The 21,155-nt window shown below is 64.7% G+C and carries 22 protein-coding genes; 9 read left to right on the forward strand and 13 right to left on the reverse strand.

What is annotated here, in order from left to right; genetic code table 11:
- Positions 1-23 precede the first annotated feature (23 nt).
- The 3 genes from AC0L3U_RS35065 to AC0L3U_RS35075 are packed head-to-tail and all read right to left on the reverse strand — an operon-like array spanning position 24 to position 3,173.
- Complete coding sequence (locus AC0L3U_RS35065; RefSeq protein WP_473364739.1) at positions 24-872, reverse strand: HTD2 family dehydratase; 849 nt, start codon at positions 870-872, stop codon at positions 24-26.
- Between the two features lie 18 nt (positions 873-890).
- Positions 891-1,994 (reverse strand): CaiB/BaiF CoA transferase family protein, encoded by a 1,104-nt coding sequence (locus tag AC0L3U_RS35070; protein ID WP_473364740.1) that lies wholly within the window; start codon positions 1,992-1,994, stop codon positions 891-893.
- A 9-nt stretch (positions 1,995-2,003) separates the two neighbouring features.
- Entirely contained in the window at positions 2,004-3,173 is a 1,170-nt protein-coding gene (locus AC0L3U_RS35075; protein ID WP_456767898.1) for an acyl-CoA dehydrogenase family protein, read from the reverse strand.
- Positions 3,174-3,298: 125 nt separating this feature from the next.
- On the opposite strand from AC0L3U_RS35075, the gene AC0L3U_RS35080 reads away from it, so the two are divergent.
- Positions 3,299-4,219 carry a LysR substrate-binding domain-containing protein gene (locus AC0L3U_RS35080; RefSeq protein ID WP_354167852.1) on the forward strand — a complete coding sequence of 307 codons (921 nt, stop codon included), beginning with the start codon at positions 3,299-3,301 and terminating at the stop codon, positions 4,217-4,219.
- Between the two features lie 225 nt (positions 4,220-4,444).
- On the opposite strand, the gene AC0L3U_RS35085 is transcribed toward AC0L3U_RS35080, so the two are convergent.
- A complete protein-coding gene (locus tag AC0L3U_RS35085; RefSeq protein WP_473251247.1) occupies positions 4,445-5,719 on the reverse strand; it encodes a cytochrome P450 in 1,275 nt (424 codons plus the stop codon).
- 92 nt (positions 5,720-5,811) lie between these two features.
- Positions 5,812-7,077: a cytochrome P450 gene (locus tag AC0L3U_RS35090; protein ID WP_473364741.1), complete on the reverse strand. Its 1,266-nt coding sequence runs from the start codon at positions 7,075-7,077 to the stop codon at positions 5,812-5,814.
- A gap of 379 nt (positions 7,078-7,456) precedes the next feature.
- On the opposite strand from AC0L3U_RS35090, the gene AC0L3U_RS35095 reads away from it, so the two are divergent.
- The 3 genes from AC0L3U_RS35095 to AC0L3U_RS35105 all read left to right on the forward strand — a co-directional run bounded on the left by AC0L3U_RS35095 (position 7,457) and on the right by AC0L3U_RS35105 (position 10,309).
- Positions 7,457-8,602, forward strand: coding sequence for a DUF898 family protein (locus AC0L3U_RS35095; RefSeq protein ID WP_473347306.1), 1,146 nt, complete (start codon positions 7,457-7,459; stop codon positions 8,600-8,602).
- Between the two features lie 3 nt (positions 8,603-8,605).
- Positions 8,606-9,715 carry a M48 family metallopeptidase gene (locus tag AC0L3U_RS35100; RefSeq protein ID WP_473364742.1) on the forward strand — a complete coding sequence of 370 codons (1,110 nt, stop codon included), beginning with the start codon at positions 8,606-8,608 and terminating at the stop codon, positions 9,713-9,715.
- Between the two features lie 102 nt (positions 9,716-9,817).
- Positions 9,818-10,309: a DUF305 domain-containing protein gene (locus AC0L3U_RS35105; protein ID WP_473346902.1), complete on the forward strand. Its 492-nt coding sequence runs from the start codon at positions 9,818-9,820 to the stop codon at positions 10,307-10,309.
- 14 nt (positions 10,310-10,323) lie between these two features.
- Here the strand turns inward: AC0L3U_RS35105 and AC0L3U_RS35110 are convergent, their stop codons facing one another.
- From AC0L3U_RS35110 to AC0L3U_RS35130, 5 genes are all read right to left on the reverse strand, one after another.
- Positions 10,324-10,533 (reverse strand): hypothetical protein, encoded by a 210-nt coding sequence (locus tag AC0L3U_RS35110; protein WP_473346900.1) that lies wholly within the window; start codon positions 10,531-10,533, stop codon positions 10,324-10,326.
- 78 nt (positions 10,534-10,611) lie between these two features.
- Complete coding sequence (upp, locus tag AC0L3U_RS35115; RefSeq protein ID WP_027520210.1) at positions 10,612-11,241, reverse strand: uracil phosphoribosyltransferase; 630 nt, start codon at positions 11,239-11,241, stop codon at positions 10,612-10,614.
- A 171-nt stretch (positions 11,242-11,412) separates the two neighbouring features.
- On the reverse strand, positions 11,413-12,651 hold the full coding sequence (locus AC0L3U_RS35120; RefSeq protein ID WP_473364743.1) for a URC4/urg3 family protein: 1,239 nt from the start codon (positions 12,649-12,651) through the stop codon (positions 11,413-11,415).
- Between the two features lie 7 nt (positions 12,652-12,658).
- Positions 12,659-13,915, reverse strand: coding sequence for a GTP cyclohydrolase II (locus tag AC0L3U_RS35125; RefSeq protein WP_473285069.1), 1,257 nt, complete (start codon positions 13,913-13,915; stop codon positions 12,659-12,661).
- The gene (locus AC0L3U_RS35130; RefSeq protein ID WP_473364744.1) at positions 13,912-14,304 is read right to left on the reverse strand and encodes a hypothetical protein; all 393 of its coding nucleotides are present in this window, start codon (positions 14,302-14,304) and stop codon (positions 13,912-13,914) included. Before AC0L3U_RS35130 ends, AC0L3U_RS35125 begins: the two co-directional genes overlap by 4 nt.
- Here AC0L3U_RS35130 and AC0L3U_RS35135 point away from each other — a divergent pair.
- Together AC0L3U_RS35135 and AC0L3U_RS35140 are read left to right on the forward strand one after the other, a co-directional pair.
- Positions 14,303-15,430 (forward strand): threonine synthase, encoded by a 1,128-nt coding sequence (locus tag AC0L3U_RS35135; protein ID WP_473364745.1) that lies wholly within the window; start codon positions 14,303-14,305, stop codon positions 15,428-15,430. The genes AC0L3U_RS35130 and AC0L3U_RS35135 overlap by 2 nt on opposite strands.
- Before the next feature lie 102 nt (positions 15,431-15,532).
- Positions 15,533-16,339, forward strand: coding sequence for a class I SAM-dependent methyltransferase (locus tag AC0L3U_RS35140; RefSeq protein ID WP_473364746.1), 807 nt, complete (start codon positions 15,533-15,535; stop codon positions 16,337-16,339).
- Between the two features lie 70 nt (positions 16,340-16,409).
- On the opposite strand, the gene AC0L3U_RS35145 is transcribed toward AC0L3U_RS35140, so the two are convergent.
- Both AC0L3U_RS35145 and AC0L3U_RS35150 read right to left on the reverse strand, forming a co-directional pair.
- Positions 16,410-17,225 carry a DUF2927 domain-containing protein gene (locus AC0L3U_RS35145; RefSeq protein ID WP_473364747.1) on the reverse strand — a complete coding sequence of 272 codons (816 nt, stop codon included), beginning with the start codon at positions 17,223-17,225 and terminating at the stop codon, positions 16,410-16,412.
- A gap of 69 nt (positions 17,226-17,294) precedes the next feature.
- Positions 17,295-17,873 carry a L,D-transpeptidase gene (locus AC0L3U_RS35150; protein ID WP_473364748.1) on the reverse strand — a complete coding sequence of 193 codons (579 nt, stop codon included), beginning with the start codon at positions 17,871-17,873 and terminating at the stop codon, positions 17,295-17,297.
- A gap of 92 nt (positions 17,874-17,965) precedes the next feature.
- On the opposite strand from AC0L3U_RS35150, the gene AC0L3U_RS35155 reads away from it, so the two are divergent.
- From AC0L3U_RS35155 to AC0L3U_RS35165, 3 genes are all read left to right on the forward strand, one after another.
- Positions 17,966-18,091 (forward strand): hypothetical protein, encoded by a 126-nt coding sequence (locus AC0L3U_RS35155; protein WP_473288151.1) that lies wholly within the window; start codon positions 17,966-17,968, stop codon positions 18,089-18,091.
- Positions 18,092-18,138: 47 nt separating this feature from the next.
- Entirely contained in the window at positions 18,139-19,686 is a 1,548-nt protein-coding gene (locus AC0L3U_RS35160; protein ID WP_473364749.1) for an acetolactate synthase large subunit, read from the forward strand.
- Between the two features lie 319 nt (positions 19,687-20,005).
- Positions 20,006-20,524: a hypothetical protein gene (locus AC0L3U_RS35165; protein ID WP_473364750.1), complete on the forward strand. Its 519-nt coding sequence runs from the start codon at positions 20,006-20,008 to the stop codon at positions 20,522-20,524.
- Between the two features lie 45 nt (positions 20,525-20,569).
- Here AC0L3U_RS35165 and AC0L3U_RS35170 read toward each other — a convergent pair whose 3' ends face one another.
- Entirely contained in the window at positions 20,570-21,136 is a 567-nt protein-coding gene (locus tag AC0L3U_RS35170; RefSeq protein ID WP_473364751.1) for a hypothetical protein, read from the reverse strand.
- Positions 21,137-21,155: the final 19 nt, after the last annotated feature.

Genomic DNA, 21,155 nt, shown 5'->3' on the forward strand with positions numbered 1-21,155 from the left:
CTCGCAATGACGAGGAGAGACTATCACCACACCGCCGTCCCCTTCATCGTCGGCTGCCCCTCCGCGTTCGCGGTCCACAGCTCCATGCCATCAGCGGTCTCGTTGGCGTTGATGGAGAACTCCGAACCTTCGAACAGCGGCTGGAGGCCGCGATAGGTAAACTTCTTCGGCGGCTTGCCGCCGCGCAGCTTCGCCGCCATCTCGATGATGAGCGTTGCCTGCAACGGCCCGTGGAAGATCAGGCCCGGATAGCCCTCGACTTTGGTCACGTAGTCGCGGTCGTAATGGATGCGGTGGCCATTGAAGGTCAGCGCGGAATACCGGAACAGCAGCACGGGATCGGAGACATGCGTTTCGCGATGCTGCGCCTTGGGCGGCGGAGGCGGCGCCTTTGCCGGCGCAGGCGTCGTCGTCATCTCGCGATAGACGATGTCCTGCCGCTCGCGAATGGCGACGCCGCGCGGCGAGGAGATGCTGTGCTCGACCGAGACGAAGCACAGCGTGCCGGTCGATCCTGATTTCACCTGCACGTCGGCGATGCGCGAGGTCCGCGTCGATTCATCGCCGACGCGCAGCGGCTGCAGGAACTCGATCTCGCCGCCGGCCCACATCCGGCGCGGCAGCGGCACCGGCGGCAGGAAGCCGCCGCGGGTGGGGTGGCCGTCGGGGCCGAGCATCGACATCGGAAACACCGGCTGCGCCAGGCACCAATGCACCGTGAACGGCGCCGCATCGCCGGCCTTGGGCGAACCGACCTCCTGGAACAGCGTCGCGCGCAGGCCCCTGACGAGCTGCGCGGTGACGATGTCGGTGGCCTCTTCGCTGCGGCCGATCCACTGCCTGAGATGATCGATGTCGAGCTTCCCGGTCATGACGCCTCGCTCTTGTTGTTATGATTTCTTGACCGGTCGTTCGCCGATCCCTGGCACCGCGCCATAGCTGCGCGTCTCGCCGACAATGATCGGCGCCGGCGCGGGGTAGCTGACACGTCCCTGCGGCGTGTCCACCTCGATGCGGCGCAGATGCGGATGTTTGGTGAGGTCGGCCATGGTGTTGACCTCGGCAAAGGCGATATCGGCATCGGACAGTCGCTTCAATAGCTCATCGCGCGTCATCTTGCCAAAGGCATCCGCGACTGTCTTGTCGGTGAAGTCGCGGTTGCGCACGCGCTCGACCATGTTGGCAACGCGCGGATCGGCAGGCAGATCCGGCTGGTCCAGCACCTTTGTGCAGAGCGTCTTCCACTCGCGCTCGCTCTGGATCGAGATCAGGATGTCCTTGCCGTCGCTCGACGTGAACACGCCATAGGGCGCGATCGAGGGATGGCGCAGGCCCATGCGCTTGGGCGGATTGCCGGCTTCCGAGTTGAGCAGCGGCACGGTGCACCAGTCTGCCATCACGTCGAACATGGAGATGCGGATGTCGGCGCCCTTGCCGGTACGCCCGCGTCCGATCAGGGCTTCCAAAATCGCCGCATGCGCGGTCGCGCCGGTCGCGACATCGACGATCGACATGCCGACCCGTGAGGCACCGTCGGGATTGCCGGTGATCGAGGCAAGGCCGCTCTCGGCCTGGATCAGCAGATCGTACGCCTTGCGGTGCGCATAGGGGCCCTCGTCGCCATAGCCGGTGATCGTGCACGAGATCAGCTTGGGATAGTCCTTCAATAGCCGCTCGCGCGAAAAGCCGAGCTTGTCCATCGAGCCCGGCTTGAGATTCTGGATCAGCACGTCGGCGCTGGCAATCAGCTTCTCAAGCTCGGCGCAGCCTTCCTTGGTGGCGAGATCGACTACCGCCGATTGCTTGCCGCGGTTGAGCCACACGAAGTAGCTGCTCTGGCCCTTGGCCGCCGCGTCATAGCCGCGGGCGAAATCGCCTTCGGGCCGCTCGATCTTGATCACCTCCGCGCCGGCATCCGCCAGCCGCGACGAGCAGAATGGCGCCGCCACCGCCTGCTCGACCGCAATCACCCTGATCCCGTCAAGAGCTCCCATGATGCTGCCTCAGTACGAGCGGGGCATGCCGAGCACATGCTCGGCGACAAAGGACAGCACGAGATTGGTCGAGATCGGCGCCACCTGGTAGAGCCGCGTCTCGCGGAATTTGCGCTCGACGTCGTACTCCTCTGCAAATCCAAAGCCGCCATGGGTCTGGACGCAGGCATTGGCCGCTTCCCACGACGCATCAGCCGCGAGCATTTTTGCCATGTTGGCCTCCGCGCCGCAGTCGAGCCCGGCTTCGTATTTGCGCGTGGCTTCCTTCACCATCAGCTCGGCCGCGCGCATCGCGGCGTAGGCCTTCGCGATCGGGAACTGGATGCCTTGATTTTGGCCGATCGGCCGGCCGAAAACGCTGCGCTCCTTGGCATAGTTGGTGGCCTTGGCGATGAACCATTTGGCGTCGCCGACGCATTCGGCCGCGATCAGGATCCGTTCGGCATTCATGCCGGAGAGGATGTAGCGAAAACCCTTGCCTTCTTCGCCGATCAGATTCTCCGCCGGCACCTTCATGTCGGTAAAGAACACTTCGGTGGTGGCGTGGTTCATCATGGTGCGGATCGGGCGGATCTCGAGGCCCTTGTTCTTGGCTTCACGCATGTCGACAATGAACACCGAAAGACCGTCGGTGCGCTTCTTGACCTGGTCTTTCGGCGTGGTCCGTGCCAGCAGCAGCATCAGGTCGGAATGTTCGGCGCGGCTGGTCCAGATCTTCTGGCCGTTGACGACGTAGCCGGCATTGCCGTCCTTGCGTGCGAAGGTCTTCAGCGAGGTGGTGTCGGTGCCGCTGGTCGGCTCGGTGACGCCGAAGGCCTGCAGGCGCAATTCGCCGCTCGCGACCTTCGGCAGGTATTTTGCCTTCTGCTCGTCATTGCCGTGCCGCAGCACGGTGCCCATCGTGTACATCTGGGCGTGGCAGCCGCCACCGTTGCAACCCGCGCGCTGGATCTCTTCGAGGATCGCGGCGGCCGCCGAAAGCTTGAGCCCGGCGCCGCCATATTCCTCGGGGATCAGCACCGAGAGATAGCCGGCCTGCGTCAACGCGTCGACGAACGCCGTGGGGTAGGCCATCTCACGGTCGAGCTTGCGCCAGTATTCGCCGGGAAACTGCGCGCAGAGCTTTGCGACGGCTTCGCGGATGTCGGCGTGATCTTCGGTGTGGTGTTCTTCACTCATGGCGTTTCCAGTTGGGTGCGGCAGTTAAGATAACGCCGGCCGATCCTCTGGCGTTGTGAAAACAATGCCAGCCCCCTATGCTCATTTGCTATAGCGTATGGAGTAGCCTTCCAGGATTGGCAAGCATGGATTTCCGTCAGCTCAGGACCTTCAGTTGCGTGGCGGAGCTCGGCAGCCTCTCCAAGGCGTCCGATACGTTGCGCGTGGCGCAGCCGGCGCTCTCCCGGCAGATCAAGCTGCTGGAACACGAGCTGCGCACGGAATTGTTCACCCGCAACGGCCGCGGCATGGTGCTCACGGATGCCGGCCGCCTGTTGCTGGCGCGCACCTCGGGCATCGTGCGGCAGATCGACCAGATCCGCGACGACATCCAGTCGTCGAAGGGGCCGCCGTCCGGCCAGGTCGTGCTCGGCCTGGTCCCGACCGTGAGCTGCGTGCTGTCGGCGCGCTTCGCGCGGCGCTGCGTCGAAAAATTTCCCGGCATTTCGCTGCGCATCGTCGAGAGCTACAGCGGCCATCTGGTCGAATGGCTGCATCGCGGCGAGATGGATCTCGCCATCCTCTACGGCCGCTCCGCCGATCTGCATCTCAACGTGGAGAGCTTGGGGCGCGACAACATCGTCGCGGTGGGTCCGCGCGGTTGTGGCCTGGCGCGCAAGAAGAGCGTCGATGTCGGCTGGCTGCTGCGGCAACGGCTGGTGCTGCCCAGTCATTCCCATGGTCTCCGTGCGCTGATCGAGCACGCGGCGGCGCAACGCAAGATCAAGCTCAACGTCCAGCTCGAGGCGGATTCGTTCCGCGTGCTCACGAGCCTCGTCGAGGAAGGCCTCGGCTTCGCGCTGTTGCCGCCCTCGTCGGTCCACGCCGAGGTCGCGGACGGGCGGCTGGAAACGGCCGTCGTCTCGAAGCCGATGACGCGCGAGCTCATATTTGCCTCTCCGATCGACCGTCCGGTCTCGACGGCCTCGGTCGCCGTCACCGCCCTCCTGCGCGAGGAAGTCGCCGCCTGCCGCAAGGACGGCGTGTGGGACATCAAGTTGAGTTAGATGTGCCGGTGCGGTTTAGGACAGAAGGCCGTATGCGACCCATCGCATGTTGTGCGAGCTGTCATGCCGGAATTTTATAGCTGGGTTCGTGCGCCGCCAGTTTGGCGGGCATGTGCCGCCAAAACCTCGTCATTGCGAGCGCAGCGAAGCAATCCAGCAATCTTTCCGCCGTGGCGGTCTGGATTGCTTCGTCGCAAGGGCTCCTCGCAATGACGGAGGATGAGCCTACCCCGGGATCCTTACCGGCAGCGACTCGTATCCCTTGATGAAGCTCGAATAGATCCGCTTGGGCTCGCCGACCACCTCGATACGGTCGAAGCGCTTCAGCATCTCTTCCCAGACGATCTTGAGCTGGAGCTCGGCGAGGCGCATGCCGACGCAGCGGTGGATGCCGAAGCCGAAGGAGAGGTGGGTGCGCGGCCGCGGGCGATCGATGACGAACTCGTTCGGCCGCTCGAACATCTCCTCGTCGCGGTTGCCCGAGACGTACCACATCACGACGCGGTCGCCCTTCTTGATGTGCTTGCCGCCAACTTCAGTGTCCTGCAGCGCAGTGCGCCGCATATGCGCGAGCGGGGTCTGCCAGCGGATCACCTCGGGCACCATGGAATCGATCAGTTCCGGGTTGGCGCGCAGCCTGTCATACTGCTCCGGGTTCTCGTTCAATGCCAGCACCGAGCCGGTCATGGTGTTGCGCGTAGTGTCGTTGCCGCCGACGATGAGCAGGATGATGTTGCCCATCAGATTGTCGGGATCCATGAACCGCGTGGCGTCGTTGTGCGCCATCAGCGACAACAAATCGTTGCGCGGGGCGGAGTTGACGCGCTCGTTCCAGAGCTTGGACATGTAGGCGTAGCATTCGTCCATCTCGCGGCGGCGCTCTTCGGCCGAGGCCACGATGCCGCTTTTGGGCAGCGCGGTCGCGACATCGGACCAGCGCGTCAGCTTGCGCCGTTCTTCCCAAGGAAAGTCGAACAGGGTGGCGAGCATCTGCGTCGTCAGCTCGATCGAGACGCGCTCGACGAAATTGAAGGTCTCGTTGCGCGGCAGATTGTCGAGCACGGTCTGCGAACGCTGGCGGATCAGTTTTGCCAGCTCGTCCAGATGAGTCGGCGTGAACATCGGCGACACCGTCTTGCGCTGCGACGAATGACGCGGCTGGTCCATGGCGATGAAGCTCGGCCAGTCATAACCTTCCGGCACGTCGCGGATCCCGATGCCGCCGAGCGTCGAGTCAGAGGAGAACAGGCCGTGGTTGGTGTCGACATGCATGATGTCGTTGTACTTCACCACCGACCAATACGGCTCGATCGGCGCGTTGGTGCAGTAATGCACCGGCTCTTCCTTGCGCAGCCGCTCGAACCACGGCCACAGGGTGTCATCCTGGAACAGCCTTGGCGCGCCCGGGTGGAACTGCGCCAGCGGGGTCGCATAGGCCTCCTCGCGAGCCCTGCGCATGCGTTCGGCCTTGTCCACTTGAACCGGCGCTTGGATGTTCATGGTGGTTGCTCCAGTTGCTTGCTTAACCTCTTCCGCGTGCGGGAGAGGGGGCGCAGCTTCCTTGTGGACGTGTCGAACTCATCTTTGCGAATCTAAGCCGCAATCTTCACCGGCAAGGTTTCGAGACCCTTTACGAAACTCGAATAGACCCGCTTGGGTTCGCCGACCACCTCGATATGGTCGAATCGCTTGAGGATCTCTTCCCAGATAATCTTGAGCTGGAGTTCGGCAAGCCGCAAGCCGACGCAGCGGTGGATGCCGAAGCCGAACGAGAGATGCGTGCGCGGGCGGGCGCGGTCAATGATGAATTCGTAGGGCTTTTCGATCGCGTCGGCGTCGCGGTTGCCCGAAACGTACCACATCACGACCTTGTCACCTTTCTTGATCTGCTTGCCGCGGAACTCGAAGTCCGCAAGCGCGGTGCGGCGCATATGGGCCAGCGGCGTCTGCCAGCGGATCACTTCCGGTACGAAGCTGTCGAGCAGCGCGGGGTTTTCGCGCAGCTTGCGATATTGCTCCGGATGCTGGCTGAGTGCGTCGAGCGATCCGGACATGGTGTTGCGAGTGGTGTCGTTGCCGCCGACGATCAAAAGGATGAGATTGCCAAGAAAGTTTTTCGCGTCCATGTCGCGCGTCGCGGCACCATGCGCCATCATCGACAACAGGTCGCTCTTGGGCGGCTGCTCGATGCGCTCCTTCCACAGCCGCGCGAAATAGCCCGCGCATTCCGTCAGCTCGGCCTGACGCTCGTCTTCGGTGGCGACGAGGCCGTCGGGTCCGGGAATGGTGGTCGCGATGTCCGACCAGCGCGTCAGCTTGCGGCGGTCCTCCCAGGGGAAGTCGAACAGCACGGCGAGCATCTGCGTGGTGAGCTCGATCGAGACGCGGTCGACCCAGTCGAACACCTCGCCACGCGGCAGATTGTCCAGGCACTCGGCCGAGCGCTTGCGGATGCTCAGCGCGAGATTATCCAGATGCGTCGGCGTGAACATCGGCGCCACGGTCTTGCGCTGCGCCCCGTGACGCGGCGGGTCCATCGAGATGAAGCTCTCGCGGCGCAGCTCCGGATCGATGTCGCGGATGGTGATGCCGCCGAGCGAGGAGGCCGAGGAGAACACCGAATGATTGGTCTCGATCTCCATGATGTCGTTGTAGCGCGTCACCGACCAATACGGGCCGAACATCGAGTCCTTGCAATAGTGCACGGGATCTTCGCGGCGCAGGCGATCGAAATAGGGCCAGAACGTATCTGTCCTGAACAGCTCGGGGTCGCCCGGATCGAACTGCTCCAGCGGCAGTGACGTTGCGCGTGCGCGTAACGCGTCGAGCTTCGCCGCGCTTTCGATGGTCCCATGCATGACCGCTCTCCCTGACATGAACCGCGCGTTCTCGTTGAATTCTGCGCTGCGGTATTTGATTTGCAATTACAGCCGGTTGTCTGCGCCGGAGCAAGGGCGAGTTTTGCCACATCGGTGTGATGTAGCCCGGATGGAGCGAAGCGAAATCCGGGATTCGGGCGGCCATTGACGCTGTCCCGGATTGCGCTGCGCTCCATCCGGGCTACGAGGCTGTTGATTTAACAACGTGATCTCGCGCACGCCCTCGGTCGTGGAATCGTGCCAGAAACCGACCGGAATCGAGCCAAATCGAACCCGCCCATCTTGGGGATCGACTAATCTCTGATCTATAAGTTTGATCGAACCAGGTCCGCACCCCGAGGTTGCCGCCGTGAACGACATGCAATGGGCCCCCATCGGCTCCGAACCCTTACCCCCGCCGCTGCCGCCCACGCGGGTCGATTTCACCGGCAACCGTACCGAGTTTCGCAAATTGGTCACCAAGGGTGCCATGCTGGAGCTCGTCACCTTCGGCTTCTACCGGTTCTGGCTCGTCACCGACATCCGCCGCCATCTGTGGGCGAACACCGCGGTTGATGGCGACGCCGCCGAATATACCGGACGGGCCAAGGAGCTTCTGGTCGGCTTCCTGTTCGCGCTCGCGATCCTGGTGCCGATCTACCTCGCTTACTTCCTCGTCGGTATCGAGTTCGAGCGCTGGCAGGGCTTTGCCTCGACGCCGCTGTTCATCAGCTTCTACGCCTTCGGTCAGTTTGCGATTTTTCGCGCGCGGCGCTATCGGCTGACGCGCACGGTCTGGCGCGGCGTGCGGTTCTGGATGGACGGATCGGGCTGGGCCTATTCGTTCCGCGCCATGCTGTGGGGCTTGCTGGTGTTCCTGACGCTCGGGCTCGCATTGCCCTGGCGCGAGGCCTCGCTCGAACGCTACAAGATGCGGCACACCCATTACGGCGATTTGCGCGGCGATTTCGCGGGCAATGGCTGGACGTTCTTCAAGCGCGCCTGGTGGCTGTGGCTGCTGAGCCCGATCGCAATGGTGATCTTTCCGCTGGCGCCTTTCTTCTATGCCGAATTCAAGGCGCGCGAGTGGCGCTGGTGGCTCGACGGTATCCGCATCGGCGACGTCAGCCTGTCCTCGCAACTGCCGCACAATGCATTCTACGGCCTGTACTGGAAAGTGATCGGCTGGTGGACGCTGCTCTCGGCCATCTTCGCCGCCTATATCGGCGGAGCGACCATGCTCGTGGTCACCCTGAGTGGCCTTTCGGTCGAGCAGGCGTTGGGGCCCGGCAATGCCGGCAAGAGCATCCCGACATTGGTGATGATGGTCGTCGGCTATCTCGCTCTCGCCCTGGCCCTCAACATCGTCATGCGGGTCTATCTCCAGCGCGATCTCTGGGCCAAGGTGCTGGAAACCGTCGATGTGCACAACATCGCCGCAGCCGCGGATGTGCGCGGCAGCGCCGAGCTTGCCAGCGCGCTCGGCGAAGGCTTTGCCGATGGACTCGATGTCGCGGGATTCTGAGCTGTGAGTGACGTATTCGCTGAGACCCCGGCGCAATCCGCAAAGCCGACGATCTTCTTCGACGGCGTGTCGAGCCGCAGGCGGCAGGTGGCGCTGACGCTCAGTGACGCGCTCGAGATCCTCGAAGAGGGTGCGACGCCCGTTCGCTGGGACTATGCCGACATCCGCCGTGCCGACAGCCCGCCCGGCATTTTGCGGCTCGCCTGCGCTTCCGCGCCGCCGCTGGCGCGGCTGGAAATCCGCGACGCTTTGCTCGCCTCAGACGTGACCGCGCGCTGCATGCGGCTCGACGACCACCAGACCTCGCGCCGCGGCGTCGCAAAAATCGTCGGCTGGTCGATGGCTGCCGCCGTCCCCATCGTCTGCGTCGTGCTGTTCGGCGTGCCGCTCGCTGCCGACCGCCTCGCGCCGCTGGTGCCGAAACCGATCGAGCGGCGTATTGGCGATGCGTCGGAGGTTCAGGTGAAGACCATCTTCGGCCGCAATGCGTGCGAGGATGCGGCGGGGAAGGCGGCCTTCGTCAAGCTCGTCAACCGGCTGCGTGATGCCGCCGGCCTCGACGACGATTCGATGACCGCGGGCGTGCTGCCGACCCCGGTGCCGAACGCGTTCGCGCTGCCGGGCGGCAAGGTGTTCGTGCTGAAGGGTCTGCTCGACAAGGCTGAAAGTCCCGACGAACTCGCCGGCATCCTCGCCCACGAGCTCGGTCATCTCAAGCATTACGACAACATGCGCGGGTTGATCTACAACGGCGGCACCTCGTTCCTGATCGGCCTGTTGTTCGGCGACGTCACCGGCTCGAGCGCCGTGATCTTCGCCTCGCGCAGCGTGGTCGAGGCCTCCTATTCGCGTGAGGCCGAGACCGCCGCGGATAGTTTTGCCATCGAGATCATGCACAAGCTCGGCCGCTCGCCCAAACCCGCGGCGGAACTGATGTTCCGCATCACCGGCAAGGAGGGCGGCGGCCTCACGTCGATCCTGGCGAGCCATCCGCTGACCGAGGACCGCCTCGCGCGCATGACGAAAGAGGATCGCCCCGCCAGCGGCCCGCCGCTGCTGACGAATGCGGAGTGGCAGGCGCTGAAGGGGATCTGCGGCAGTGGCAAGATCTGAATCTCTTGCCGCCGACGCGTCGGCCCCGCGCCAAATCATCCGTCGGTGAGGAACGATCCGTCGGGGTCTGGTTATCCCCCGATAGACAGCGGGAAGTTCCTCATGGCTTACAGTCGTTTCGTCACGATGATCGTGGCTTCCACCGTGATCATGTTCGGTCTGATGTATCTCAACACCTTCGCTCTGGATCACGTCTGGTACAGCCAGACCCGGACGTGGATGGCGTTGCTGATGGGCGCAGTCATGGCCGCCGTGATGCTCGCTTTCATGTGGGGCATGTACAGGAACCGTACGGCGAACGTCGCCATTCTGGCGGCCAGCGCCGTCGTGTTCGCGGTTTCGCTCTGGCTCGTTCGAAGCCAGCAGACCGTGACCGACGTCGCCTATATGGAGGCGATGATCCCGCATCATTCCATCGCGGTTCTCACCAGCGAGCGTGCGCACATCAGGGATCCCCGAGTCCGCAAGCTGGCCGACGACATTATCGAAGCCCAGGTGCGGGAGATCGGCGAAATGGAACGGTTGATCGCCGACCTCAAGGAGAAGCCCGCGCCCGCGGACGCGAAGGATCTGCCGCCGCGGCCGCCGACCTGACGGATCGGGGCGTATCACTTTGCCGGGGCGGCCGGATTGGTCGAGCCCGTGGTGACGCTCGGCGCGTTGTTCGGGCTGCTGGTGGTCGTCTGCGGACCGACGTCGCGTCCATTGTAGAAGAAGACGGCCGCGACCACGGCGATCACGAAGATCGCGCCGATCGCCCAGCCCACCGGGCTGTTGCGGCGTGCTCTGTCTGCCCTGCGGTCATCCTGATAGGTCATCGTGCTCTCCATCGTAGAGCAGGAAAACCTTGCGCGAGCGAAGCTGTTCCTAACGTGACGCGGTTTGCAGGCCGACGCTTATCGCGTCCCGTAGGCGCGGTCGCCGGCGTCGCCGAGGCCCGGCAGGATAAAGCCGTTCTCGTCGAGACCTTCGTCGACCGCAGCGGTCCAGATCGGGACGTCAGGATGCAATCCGCGCAGCCGTTCGAGCCCTTCTGGGGCGGCGATTAGGCAGGCGAGGCGGATGTCCTTGGCGCCGCGCTCCTTGAGCCGGTCGATTGCGGCCACAGCCGTGTTGGCGGTCGCAACCACCGGCGTGACCACGATCGCCAGGCGTTCGCCGAGATCGGACGGCGATTTGAAGAAGTACTCGACCGCCGCAAAACTGTGCGGCTCGCGATAGAGGCCGATATGTGCGACGCGCGCAGTCGGCACCAAATCCATCATGCCGTCGACGAAGGTGGTGCCGGCGCGCAGCATCGGCACGAAGACCAGCTTCTTGCCCGCAATCTTGGCCGAGTGCATCGTCGCCAGCGGCGTTTCGATGACGGTATCGGCGAGCGGCAGATCGCGCGTCACCTCGTAGCACAGCAGCATGCCGATCTCCTTGATCAGCTCCCGAAACGATTTGGTCGAAATCGATTTGTCCCGCACCAGGGTCAGCTTGTGCTGCACCAACGGATGATCGACGATCGTGACGCCTTGCATGACGGGATGCCTTTCTTCCCTTCTCCCCTTGCGGGAGAAGGTGGCGCGCAACGCGCGCCGGATGAGGGGTCGTCTCCGCGAACGCCAGTGAGAGATGCTCTCGCGGAAGCAACCCCTCACCCGTCTCGCCGCTGTCGCGGCGAGCCACCCTCTCCCACAGGGGGAGAGGGTTTAGAACACCGTGCCGTCGCTGATCACCTTGAGCGGCGGCGAACCATCGGGGCGGCGCGCGAAGGCGATGGCGCGGCCCGCGGCCCAGGTGCCGCCTTCCAGAATGCTGGCGAGCGGCAATGTCTCAGGCGTGCGGCCGAGTTTGGCGCGGACCAGTTCGGCGAGCCGGTCCAGCAGCGCCACGGTCAGCGCGCGCCACTCGACGACGAGCAGGGAGTCCACCGCATGCGCACGCTCAGCGTCGGCGGCATCGCGCAGGCGCAGCACCTCGTGATCGACGAACAGGCCGCCATTGCGATATTCGGCAAGCCCGGTCAGGCCGTCGATGTCGGTGATGTCAAATCCGGCGCGCTGCAGCGGCTCGATCAGCGAATAGCTCAGCCATTGCGACAGCTTGTGCAGGGGCACGAGGCCCGAGGTTGCATCGCTGGCCCTGATCGCCGGATGGCGCCAGCAATCGCCGAGCGCAATTCCGGCAAGCTCCAGTCGCGATGGCCAGATCGGTCCGAGCTGGTTCAGCACCGCCGACAGAATCGCGGGTGCCGGAACCGCGCCGCCCTTCGCTTGCGCCGCGATGTGATCGAACAATCCGCCCGGCCGCGGCTTATCGTGCGCGCCGAACACGTCCGCGCGCTCCGCCACCAGCCTGCCCAGACGCTGCAGCAGATCGGTCCGCCCCTCGAGCCCGAGCAGCGGATTGGCATCGCTCACCTGAAAGGCGGAGGTGAGGGAGGCGAGGGGCAGTTTAGCAAGGATGTCGGCATCGGCCCTGAAGGGCGCGCGGGGATCGCGGGAAAAAAGACCGCTCGCGAACATGTCGAGACTTGCAATCGCGAGTCCTTCGGATCGGCCGATGCTCTGTCCCGTCACGGCGTCGCGGTATCGCCAGACGGCACCGGCGCCGGCGTCGAGCAGCACGCTGACGATGGCAAGATCGAACTCCGCGCGTGCCCGTGCCGCGCGATCGGGCCATGACGCCGAATCCGCAAGCCGCGCCCAACGGTCGACGCCGCCAAGCACGAAATGGCGCCACCGCGCATGAAACGGGATTTCCAAAGTGGGATAGGCTTTGCGCGTCACTGCGAGCACGGCATCGGCAACGCCGTCCATGCGATCGAGATCGATGGTGAAGTACGTCAGCCCGCCATTCAGGCCTATCTCGAACATCTCGCCGGCACGCGCGCGAACCGCTGCTGCACTGAGCAGCGAACGGGCCTGCAATTCCAAAGCGTCTGCCATCAATCGATCAGTATTTTTCCAGCGAACGCCCGACCACGCCGTCGACGTCTTTCTCCGGCGCAATGTCGGTGGAGTAATAGCCGGCGGCCTTTTTCGCGGCGATCTCGACATAGGCATCGGCGGGAATGAGCTCGGGCGGGATCGGCACGCGCTCGACGATGTCGATGCCCTGCGAGGTCAGCGCGTCATGCTTCATGTCGCTCATCGACAGGAAGCGGTCGATGCGCTTCAGGCCGAGCCAGTGGATGGTATCAGGCATCAATTGCTGGAAGCGCGCGTCCTGGACGCCGGCGACGCATTCGGTGCGCTCGAAATAGGCGGCGGCGGCATCGCCGTCCTCCTGGCGCTTGCGCGCATTGTAGACCAGGAATTTCGTGACCTCGCCGAGCGCGCGGCCTTCCTTGCGGTTGTAGATCACGAGCCCGAGCCCGCCCTCCTGCGCGCCACGCGCGGATTCCTCGATGCCGTGAATGAGGTAGGGACGGCAGGTGCAGATGTCGGAGCCGAACACGTCGGAGCCGTTGCACTCGTCATGCACGCGGCAGGTGATCTTCGTGCGGTGGTCGGGCAGTTTTGTCACATCGCCGAACATGTAGACGGTGGTGCCGCCGATCGGCGGCAGAAACACCTTCATGTCCGGCCGGGTCACCAGCTCAGGGAACATGCCGGCGGTCTGCTCGAACAGCGTGCGCCGCAGCTCGGTCTCATTGGTGGCAAAGCGCTCCGCAAGGCCCGGCAGATACCAGACCGGATCGATCGCGATCTTCACCACCGACACGCTGCCATTGGCATGCACGACGTCGCCGTCGGCGCGCAGGCGCTTGGCGGCGAGCGCCTCGCGGATCTCCGGCAGGTCCAGCCGCGCCCGCGTCACCGCGATGCTCGGCCTGATGTCGATGCCCTCGGCGATGTCCTTGCCGAAATTTTCGGCGACGAGATGCCCCCAGGGATCAAGCGCGACGATCTTGGCGGGATCGCTCCATTGCGGAAACGGGCCGATGGTGGCGGCCGGAAAGGTGTTGGTGAGATCGGGACGTCGGATCGGGTCGAGCGCGCCGGCGGAGACCGCGAGCGCACGGTACATCGCATAGGAGCCGCCATGGCTGCCGATCACGTTGCGATCCCCGGCGCGCGACACCGTGCCGATGATCGGGCCGCGGGCGCGCGCGTCGGCGGCGCCCCAGTGGATCGGGAAGGCGGCCTTGCGGCCCGGCTCCGGATGGGAGGTGAGGCGGATGTGGTCGGTACGGTTCGCGCGGCTCATGACCAAACTCCTAAAAAGCCAACGGCCCGCCGCTTGGACGGGCCTTGGCTCGTCGCGCTGCCGATGCGGAACAGCGGCGGCGCGAGCTCAATCCAACATATTGTAGCGGGCAGTCGCGACAGACAAGTTAATCGTGCTGCGCGGGGCAGGGCGGCTCGCGGCCAAATTCCGGTCATCCCGCGATCCGGCAGCGCTTGCCCGAGTGCCACGCCACCGCACTGGCGGACCTCACCGCCATCGAAGTAAGCTAATGAACTAATTATGGTTTTCACGTTTTCAAGAGGCGCCGCACGGTTGGCGCGCCGGGCGTCGAGTTTCCCGACAAAACGTGTCATCAAACCCAACGTACAGATCGCCTCTGCCCTATCGCCTTCCTTGGAGACCGCCATGCCCGCCGCCGCCTACATCGATCCCCGCAACGGAAAGCTCTATCCGCTGGACCAGCCGCGCTGGTGCTCGGAGGAGCGCACGCCGCTGCTGGTGACGCCGGGGGCCGGGATGTCGCGCGAGGACATCGAGCCGCGCACGCGCTCGCTCTGGCGCTACCGGGCGGCGCTGCCGGTCGAGATCAAGACTCCGATCACGCTCGGCGAAGGCTGCACGCCGCTGGTGCAGCAGGCCTGGGGCGAGCTGCGCCCGTTCTTCAAGCTCGAATGGTTCAATCCGACCGGCAGCTTCAAGGACCGCGGCTCCGCGGTGATGCTGTCATTCCTGCGGCAGATCGGCGTCGACGCCATTCTGGAGGACTCGTCCGGCAATGGCGGCTCGTCGATGGCGGGGTTAGGTGCCGCCGGCGGCATGCGCGTGAAGATTCTCGCGCCGGCATCGACGTCACCGGCCAAGATCGCGCAGGTCCGCGCCTATGGCGCGGCGGTGCAGCTCGTCGAGGGCCCGCGCGAGGAATCGGAGGCCGAGGCCATCCGGCAGTCGCAACAGACCTTCTACGCCAGCCACAATTGGCAGCCGTTCTTTCTCGAAGGCACCAAGTCGCTCGCCTACGAGATCTGGGAGGACCTCGGCTTCCGCGCCCCCGACAACGTCATCGTCCCCGTCGGCGCCGGCAGCAGCCTTTTGGGTTGCGCCTTTGGTTTCCGTGAGCTGTTGAAAGCCGGCCAGATCACCAAGCTGCCGCGGCTGTTTGCGGCGCAGCCGCTCAATTGCTCGCCGGTCGATGCGAGCTTCAAGGCGGGCGTCGACACGCCTGTCGTGCGCGAGGTGAACAAGACCATCGCCGAAGGCACCGCGATCAAGCATCCGCTGCGCCTGCGCGAAATCATCGGCGCGTTGCGCGAGAGCGGCGGCGGCACCGTCGCGCTCACCGAGGATGAGATCGTCGCCGCGCTGCGGCGCTTGGCGCGGCAGGGCCTGTTCGCCGAGCCGACCAGCGCAAGTGCTGCCGCCGCGCTGGACAAACTATCCGCCACCGGTGCGATCAAGGCGAACGAGACCACGGTCGCGGTCCTCACCGGCACCGGCCTCAAGGCCGCGACCATCGTTGCCGATCTCGTGCAATAGGACCGCGAGGAGGCGAAGCCATCGCCGTCATGGGACCGCGTTGAACCTTTGGCATCCGTCGTCAGCCTCATGAAGGCCGACATCGAGCGAAGGGAGAGTTCAATGCCCGATCAAGACCCGTTTGCTGGTTTCAAGGCCGTCCAGAAGGAAGCTTGGTCGCTGTTCACGCCGATGGAAGTGTTCACGACACCCTCGGCCGCCAAGCTCGTCAGCTTCGCCGGAGTCGCGACCGGTCAAAGGCTGCTCGACGTCGGATGCGGCACCGGCGTCGCCGCGATCACGGCAGCGCGCCGCGGTGCGAAGGTCAGGGGTCTCGACCTGTCGCCGGTCCTGATCGAGCGCGCCCGCGAGCACGCGCAGCTGGCGAACCTCGATGTCGACTTCGCCGAAGGCGACGCCGAAAGCCTGCCCTATGGCGACAACGAGTTCGACGTGGTGCTCAGCCAGTTCGGCCACATGTTCGCGCCGCGCCCCGAGGTCGCCATCGGCGAGATGCTGCGCGTGCTGAAGCCCGGCGGCACCATCGCCTTCTCCACCTGGCCGCCGCATCTCTATGTCGGACGGATGTTCGCGCTGATCGGCCGCCATCTGCCGCCGCCCGAGGGCGTGGCATCACCGGTGTCGTGGGGCGATCCCAACATCGTCGCCGAACGTCTCGCGGGGAAAGTGAAGGACATCGCCTTCGACATGGACATCATGACGCCGTCCGCACTCAGCCCGCAGCATTTCCGCCGCACCATGGAAACGACGATCGGGCCTTTGATCAAGCTCATTGCCCAGTACAAGGACGAGCCGGACAGGCTGCGGAGTTTTCGCAGCGAGTTCGAGGCGCTGATTTCCGAATATTACGACGGAAGCAACAACGTGATGCGCCAGCAATTCTTGATGACGAAGGCGAAAAAGGCGTGAGCAGGCTGCGATAAGTAGCCAGGAGCGCCGGTGCCTTTTTCCTTCTCCCCCAAGAGGAGAAGGAAGCGCCTCATTCCTTCAGATCGTTCACGCGCCTCACCCAAATGCGCACATCGGTGAGCACGCCGGGCAGCGCCGCCTTGACCTCAGCCACGGTCATGCCGGCCTTGATGCGGGGATCGTAGAGCAGGTTGAGGATGTACTGGTCGTAGACGTCGAAATAGCCCATCGAGACATTGTCGTTGAACATGGTCCAGGGCACGCTCGCGGTGTCGTTGATCGGGCCGAGCGATTGCAGCAGCTCCTCATAGGCGCAGTCGAGGAAGGTGAAATCGCCGTTGTCGACAGTGAGGATGACGTCGGAATGCTCGATCTCGAAATTGTCGTTCTTCCGGAAGCCGGACAGGCATTGCGGATCGAGCGAGGTGCGGATCTCGCGGGCCTTCTCCGCACCGTAGAAGCTCGAGATGGTGCGGAACAGATCGCGGTCGCGCACGAGCTTCACCCGCACATTCGCCGCTTCGCTGGAGTCGATCATGGCGATGTCGAGATGCTGCACGCGCTTGCCGATGTCGGCCACGACCTTTGCGAGCTGCGCCTTGCGGTCGGCGCGGTCGCTCTCGGCGAACACGCGCACCGGTCCGTCGAACTTGCGGATGCGGTCGACGCGGCCGGCAAGATGATATTCGGCGCCGAACGCCGTCTTGAGAAAGCCATCGACGATCTCGCCGTCGGTAAAGCTCTTCTTCTCGGCGCGCTGGCGCGAGACGATCGCGGGCAATTCGCCCGCGACGGCGATGGTAGCGGTGTCAGGGGCAAACGCGACGGTGGCGAGCGCCAGCAGGGCGATGCGAAAGCCGGACGAAGACGGGGCCAATGCGCTCATTGCCAGGCGACGCTGCCGTATTCGGAACCGACGCACAAGACCGCATATCCACGCGCCCGTGGGTTCCTGCTAATTGTTCAGCACGACCACGGTGGTGCCGACCCCGACGCGGCCGTAGAGGTCGGTGACGTCGTCGTTGGTCATGCGGAAGCAGCCCGAGGACACCGCCTGGCCGATCGTCTCCGGCTCGTTGGAGCCGTGGATGCGGTAGAGCGTCGAGCCCAGATACATCGCGCGCGCACCGAGCGGATTTTCGACGCCGCCCTTCATGTGACGCGGCAGGTCCGGCCGGCGCGCCAGCATCTGCGACGGCGGCGTCCAGTCCGGCCATTCCTTCTTGGCGGTGATCCGGTGCACGCCGCCCCAGCGAAAGCCGTCGCGGCCGACGCCGATACCGTAGCGCAGCGCCTGGCCGTTCTGGAGCACCAGATAGAGCCGGCGCTCGGAGGTGTTCACCACGATCGTGCCCGGGGCGTAATTGCCGTTATACATGACGGTGGTGCGGGGAACCGGGCTCGAGCCGCCGCGGAAGAAATTCGGGCCGCCGCCCATGATGTCGCGCGAGTCGAACTCCTCGGCGCAGGCGCCGCCGGCGGTAGCCGACAGCAGTGCGATGGCGGCAATCGGCGCGGCAAAATACCGGATCATAGTTTCCCCCAGCAAAAATCGATTCAACTGAAGTCACAGGCCATATTTGCAGGCTTTCCGCAAGCCACGGCCCCGTGAGGGAGGCATCCTTAATGAAGGAAGTTACCAAATCGGCAACCGCGCCAATTTGGCGAAAAGCGTTAGCCAAACCGGCGCATCGCGGCGCATCGCAGGGCGGCGATGCCGGCTATTGCTTTGACGAGACGAGCGAACAATGATTGATCGGACGGATTGTTGGAACATTGCCGGTTGCGGGAGCTGACGGATGAACGGTGCGGAAAGTCTGGTGCGGACGATGGTCAAGGGCGGGGTCGACGTCTGCTTCTCCAACCCCGGCACCTCCGAGATGCATTTTGTCGCAGCGCTCGACCGCGTGCCCGGCATGCGTTGCGTGCTCGGCCTGTTCGAAGGCGTGGTGACCGGCGCCGCCGACGGCTATTTCCGCATGAAGGGCACGCCGGCCTCGACGCTGCTGCATCTCGGTCCCGGCCTCGCCAACGGCCTTGCCAATCTGCACAACGCCAAGAAGGCGAATTCCGGCATCGTCAACATCGTCGGCCAGCACGCCGTCTATCACATCGGCTACAACGCGCCGCTGACCTCCGACATCGAGGGCCTGGCCCGGCCGATGTCGTCCTGGGTCCGGACCTCGCCGGACTCCAAATCGGTCGCCGCCGACGGTGCCGCGGCGATCGCCGCCGCCAAGAGCGCGCCGCCGCAGATCGCGACCCTGATCCTGCCCGCCGACACCGCCTGGAACGAAGCGGACGGCATCGCCGAGGTTCCGGCGGAGCAGCAGCGCGCGAGCTATTCGCCGCAGGCGGTCGAGCAGGCCGCAAAGATCCTGCATGGCGACGGCGAGGGCACGCTGCTGCTGATGACCGGCAGTGCGCTGAGCGAGCAGGGCCTGGCGCTTGCCGAGCGTATCGCCGCCAAGACCGGCTGCACCGTGATGGGCCCGACCTTCCGTCCCAGGATGGCGCGCGGCCGCGGCCGCTTCTCGATCGACCGCATCCATTACGTGATCGACAACGCGCTGCGAATGCTGGCGAGGTTCCGCCATATCGTGCTGGTCGAGTCCGACGATCCCGTGGCGTTCTTCGCCTATCCGAACAAGCCGAGCATCCTCAAGCCCGAGGGCTGCGACGTGCATCGCATGACCTCCTGGGGTGAGAATTCGGTCGCGGCGCTGGAAGCGCTTGCCGGCGCCGTGAAGGCCAGCGCGAAGGACGTCAAGCCGCAGGCCGCGGCCGAGCTGCTCAAGCCGACCGGCGCACTGACCCACGCCTCGATCGCGCAGTCGATCGCCTATGCCATTCCCGAGAACGCAATCCTGGTCGACGAATCCCTCACCACCGGCCGCGCCTTCTTCCCGCCGACGGCGGCGGCCGCGCCGCATGACTGGCTCCAGAACATGGGCGGCTCGATCGGCTTCTCGACGCCGCTCTCGATCGGCGCCGCGATCGCCTGCCCGGACCGCAAGGTGATCTGCATGGTCGGCGACGGCAGCGCGATGTACACGATCCAGTCGCTGTGGACGCAGGCGAGAGAGAACCTCAACATCGTCACCATCGTGTTCGCCAACCGCATCTACCAGATCCTGCGCGGCGAGTTCGACAATGTCGGCGCCGGCGAGCCCGGCCAGCGCGCCAATGACATGCTTCGTCTCGACCGGCCGACGCTGGATTTCGTGGCGCTGGCCAAGGGCATGGGCGTGCCCGGCCGCGCCGTCACCAACGCGGACGAGTTCAACAAGGCGCTGGCCGAGGCCGTCGCCGAGCCCGGACCGCGGCTGATCGAAGTCCAGATGTAGGGTTCAACCTCTCCCCGCTCCTCTGCGGGGAGAGGCGTAGGCCGCCTCCGGCGGCCGTTCTCAAGAACGCCGAAGCAAAGCTTCGGCTATGTCGCTCCCGGCGATGCGAAGCATCGTCCGGTGCAATCCGGGTGAGGGGCAAGGCAAGCTGTTAACCTACGCAAAAGACCATCCGACTCGCACGCCGCGCGCGTTCGACCTATCATTCCAACCAAACTCGCGGAGACGGCCCCTCACCCCACCCTCTCCCCGTAAGAACGGGGCGAGGGAGCGAGAGACCGGTCGGGACGCATAAGGTTGAAATGGGCCGGGGGGCAAGATGCAGACCGAGCTGAACAAGGTGATCGCGGCGCTCCGGGACTTCTACGCCCACGAAGCATTCCTGTTCGAGAAGGACATCGGCGAGCGTGCCATCACGCACCGCTTCGCCGTACATCTGGAGAAGCAGTTCCCCGGCTGGTCGGTCGATTGCAACTACGACCGGCTCGGCGAACGCACGCTGCATCTGCCGCACGGCACCATCATCTCGACCGACGATCATCTGGGCAAGTCGATCTACCCCGACGTCGTGGTGCATCAGCGCGAGATCCCGAACAATTTGCTCACCGTGGAGATCCGCAAGGCGAGCAATCACACCGCGCTCGACCACGACCAGCACAAGCTGATGGCGCTGACCGATGCGCATGTCTGGTTCGCCTTTTGGATCGGCGTGCTGCTGGTGCTGGACAAGGACCATGTGACGATCTCGGAAGTCTATGTCAGCGGCGTCCTCGATCAGCCACTGTCGCGCTGGTTCGCGACGCGGCTCGCGGAGATCGGCCTCGGGGCTGCGCGGTAAGGCGCGTGCCGAGATTGTCGCCTTTAATTCAGCTATTGCGTTGAGTCATAACCCAAGCGCGATCTCGGCCCATTTCAGCATGCGGTCGCTATTAAGGAATGACAGCACCGCCGGCTCCAGTGACGCGGTCGCGCCCGGTGCGAGCAAGGCCGTTGCGGCCACCATGTCGCAGCGCTGATTGAAGGCGAGTGAGAGCGCGGCCTTGGGGTTTCCCTCAACGCGATATGCCCGGCTGCGGCCGCGCATTGGACCGACGACGATCGCTCGGCCGTCAGCCATCGGCGTTGCCTTCCCAATCAGCGCCAGGTCGCCCATCTGCTCGAGGTCGCCGTCGTCGGCAACGCCGGTGGCGCAATTGCAAAAGCCGAGCTTGGGGCGAACGTAGAGCTGGACCTCGCCGCCGCAATCTTCGGCATTGCAGCGAAATGCCTTTCCTTTCCCCCAGGGATCCGCGCCGAAAGGCCAGTCGATTTCCGTCCACACCGGGCGGACCTCGCCGGAGGCCGCTGTTGCGCGTGCCGGTTCACCGGATCGCGAAATCCAGAACGCTGCAGCTGCGCAGAGCAGCGCAGTGGCTGCGCTGATTGCAACGAATTTGCTTGTCAGGCGCATGGAAGTTGCCGCGGCACCT

It is taken from the genome of Bradyrhizobium sp. Kon69, assembly GCF_055807515.1.